The sequence below is a fragment of the Actinotalea sp. C106 genome (assembly GCF_023630195.1).
Lineage (GTDB): Bacteria > Actinomycetota > Actinomycetes > Actinomycetales > Cellulomonadaceae > Actinotalea.
In genome coordinates, this window is sequence record NZ_JALPKN010000335.1 from 1 (window position 1) to 3,019 (window position 3,019).

A 3,019-nucleotide genomic window follows, 5' to 3' on the forward strand; every position below is an offset into this window, starting at 1 on the left:
GGTGCTGCTCGACGGGTCGGGGCTCGGCGGGCCTGAGGCGGTCGCGGCGCGGATCGCCGAGCTGACCGACGGCGGGGCGCACGTCTCCCTCGACGCCCTGGGCAGTCCCACGACGGCGGTCGCCTCGGTGCTGGGTCTGCGGCGCCGTGGGCGGCACGTCCAGGTGGGGCTCCTCGTCGCGGACCACGCGCGCACCGCGCTGCCGATGGACCGCGTCGTCGGGTGGGAGCTCGAGATCTACGGCAGCCACGGCATGGCCGCCCACGAGTACCCCGCGATGCTCGAGCAGGTCGCGGCGGGAGTGCTGCGGCCCGACCGCCTGGTCACCCGCGAGATCCCCCTTGCCGGGGCCCCCGCGGCGTTGGCTGCCATGGGCGCCCCCGCCGTCGGTGCCGGCATGACCGTCGTCCTCCCCCAGACCTGAGCCCCCGTTCTCGTGACACGAGATCTCGGGGTTGTGGGGCCGGGGGCGGGCGGGGTTGAGTGGGGCCGGGAGGTTGCCATGGGTGCGCGAGGCGTACGGATCACGGCGCTCGGCGGAGCCCTGCTACTTCTCGCGGCGTGCGCGCCGGGGGCCAACGAGCTCGTCGGTACCGCCGTCCCGGGAGAGGCCGACCCGGCTGGGTTCCTGCTCGGCCTCTGGCACGGGTTCATCGCCCCGATCGCCTTCGTCGTGTCGCTCTTCGCCGAGGACGTCGGGATCTACGAGGCCCACAACGTCGGCGGCTGGTACGACCTCGCCTACCTGATCGGCCTCTCGGCGTTCGTCGGTGGGGGCGGTGGCGCCAGCCAGGCCTCGCGTGGCTCGCGCCGTCGCCGCGTCTGACTCCCGACCTCGTGTCAGAACGTGGGATACCTGGGGGTACCTGAGGTTCTGACACGAGACCGGGGTTGGCTGATAGGTCGTCTCGCGATATATATCGGGGATGGCATTCCGGATGACCGAGCAGGCGTACCTCGTGCTGCTCTCCCTCGCCGAGGGCCCGCGGCACGGCTACGCGATCGTCCAGGCGGTGCTCGGGCTGTCCGACGGCGCGACCCGGCTCGGGGCGGGGACCCTCTACGGGCTGCTCGACCGGCTCGGCACGGCCGGGATGGTCGAGCCCGCGGGGGAAGAGGTCGTCGACGGTCGGCTGCGCCGCTACTACCGGCTGACCGAGCAGGGCTCTGCGGCGGCGCTCGCGGAGACCGCGCGGCTCAGGGCGCTGGCCCGACGAGCGCGGGGAGCCCTCGCAGCGCGCCCCGCCCTGGGTGGGGCCTGAGGCGGCATGGTGGACACGGGGGATCACGTGCGTCAGGACGAGCGCTCGGGCTACGCGCGCAGCGCGGCTCGATGGATGCGGGCGTACCCGCGGCGGTGGCGCGAGTCCAGGGGCGAGGAGCTGCTCGGGGTGCTGCTCGACCTCGCCCCACCTGGAGCAGACCGCGTCGACGCCCGGACCGCGCTCGACCTGGTGCGCAGCGGCTCGGCGACCCGATGGCGCGGACGGCCGCCGTGGCCCGTCTGGTTGCGGTACCGGCTCGTCGGGTGGCGGATGCCGACGGCGTACCGCGGGTGGGCGCGGGACGACATCCTCGGGGCGGGGTTCTGGTGGCGGGAGAACGTCGTGGCTCTCGCGATCGTCCTCGGTTTCGCGATGGCGTCGTGGTCCGCCGAGGGGGCCGGAGCTCCAGGGTGGGGCTACTGGGCCTTCTGTCTCGGGGCGTTCGTCACCGGCGCCGTCTACGGCTCGGGCTACCGGCAGCAGCAGGCCATGCTCAAGCACGTCGTCCTGCGCGCGGGCGACCCCGTGCAGCCCGGGGCGTGGGTGATGCAGGAGGTCCCGCGGAGGCGTCTGCGCGCCAGCTCGCTGCTGCCTTGGCTCGCCGGGTCGCTGCTGGCCGCGGCTGTCCTGCTCGTCACCTCGGTGGCGACGGCGCCCAAGATCACCCACGTCCTGCCCACGGGGCCGGGGAGCTTCGAGACCGTCGTCGGGCCGGTCGGGGATCGTGCGCCGTGGCTGGCGCTCGTGGCCGCGGCTGCGGTCCTCGGGGGTGTCCTCGCCCTCGTGGCGAGACGGCGGCTGAGGACCGTCGGCCTGGAGGGCCCTGCCCAGCCCCGCCGGCGCGTCGTCGATCTCGGGCGCCGGCGCGTCGCGAGCGTCCTGGTGACGGCGTCCTGGGTCGTGCCGCTGGTCTGGCTCGAGACGACGGGCCGCCTCGTCCTCTTCCTCAGCGTGCCGCTAGCCATGCTGGTGCTCGTCGCGCTGCCTCCGGTCCTCGTCATGACCTGGACGGTCCGCAGAGAACGGCACGACGACCTCGCCGCCCGTGACGTCTGGACGGTCGCGGGCCACGGCCGCCCACCGCTCCCGGACGGCCCCGAGCAGCGCGCCGTCCCTCTCGAGGTCGTCGGGGTGGCGCCCTGGCACGCCCGTGGCACCCGACCCGAGGACCCGCCCTACCCTGCCCTCTCCTGACCCCCTCCCCACCTCGTGTCAGAACCTCGGATACCCAGGGGTACCTGAGGTTCTGACACGAGGTTTGGGGTCAGGGGGTGACACGGGGCGGGGGTGGTTGAGGGGCGCGGGTAGGCTGGCGGCGGCCGCGCACGACGTCGTGCACCCAGCCACCGCCGCTGCCGCCAGACCAGCACCAGGAGCCTGACGTGGGACGTGTCGTCGTCGATGTGATGCCGAAGCCCGAGATCCTCGACCCCCAGGGCAAGGCCGTCGCCGCGGCCCTGCCCCGCCTGGGCTTCGAGGGCTTCACCGGAGTCCGGCAGGGCAAGCGCTTCGAGCTCGAGGTCGACGGTGAGGTCACCGAGGCCGTGCTCGAGACCGTGCGCCAGGCCGCGGCCACGCTGCTGTCGAACCCCGTGATCGAGGACGTCGTCCGCGTCGCCGCCGCCGAGGAGCACGACGCCGCGCAGGCCGGTGCCGTCCCTGGTGGTGCGTCGACCGCCGGGACCCCCGCGTGACCGCCGTCGCCCCCGAGGCCGCCGGCAGCACCACCCTGGAGGGCGCCCGCGTCGGCGTCA

5 protein-coding genes are annotated in these 3,019 nt (G+C 74.4%); all 5 read left to right on the forward strand.

Annotation, left to right across the window (positions count from 1 at the left end):
* Positions 1-424 (forward strand): zinc-binding dehydrogenase (locus L0B03_RS15855; RefSeq protein WP_250447614.1); only part of this gene is annotated, 424 nt, incomplete at its 5' end.
* Between the two features lie 78 nt (positions 425-502).
* A complete protein-coding gene (locus tag L0B03_RS15860) occupies positions 503-826 on the forward strand; it encodes a hypothetical protein (protein WP_250447618.1) in 324 nt (107 codons plus the stop codon).
* A gap of 100 nt (positions 827-926) precedes the next feature.
* Complete coding sequence (locus tag L0B03_RS15865) at positions 927-1,262, forward strand: PadR family transcriptional regulator (protein ID WP_250447622.1); 336 nt, start codon at positions 927-929, stop codon at positions 1,260-1,262.
* A 9-nt stretch (positions 1,263-1,271) separates the two neighbouring features.
* A complete protein-coding gene (locus tag L0B03_RS15870; protein ID WP_250447625.1) occupies positions 1,272-2,459 on the forward strand; it encodes a hypothetical protein in 1,188 nt (395 codons plus the stop codon).
* 188 nt (positions 2,460-2,647) lie between these two features.
* Positions 2,648-2,959 carry a phosphoribosylformylglycinamidine synthase subunit PurS gene (gene purS / locus L0B03_RS15875; RefSeq protein ID WP_250447627.1) on the forward strand — a complete coding sequence of 104 codons (312 nt, stop codon included), beginning with the start codon at positions 2,648-2,650 and terminating at the stop codon, positions 2,957-2,959.
* Positions 2,960-3,019 lie beyond the last annotated feature (60 nt).

Excerpts from the sequence above, each read along its gene's own strand:
- L0B03_RS15865 (WP_250447622.1), top strand. The coding sequence starts at position 927 with ATGGCATTCCGGATGACCGAGCAGGCGTACCTCGTGCTGCTCTCCCTC.
- L0B03_RS15860 (WP_250447618.1), top strand. The coding sequence starts at position 503 with ATGGGTGCGCGAGGCGTACGGATCACGGCGCTCGGCGGAGCCCTGCTA.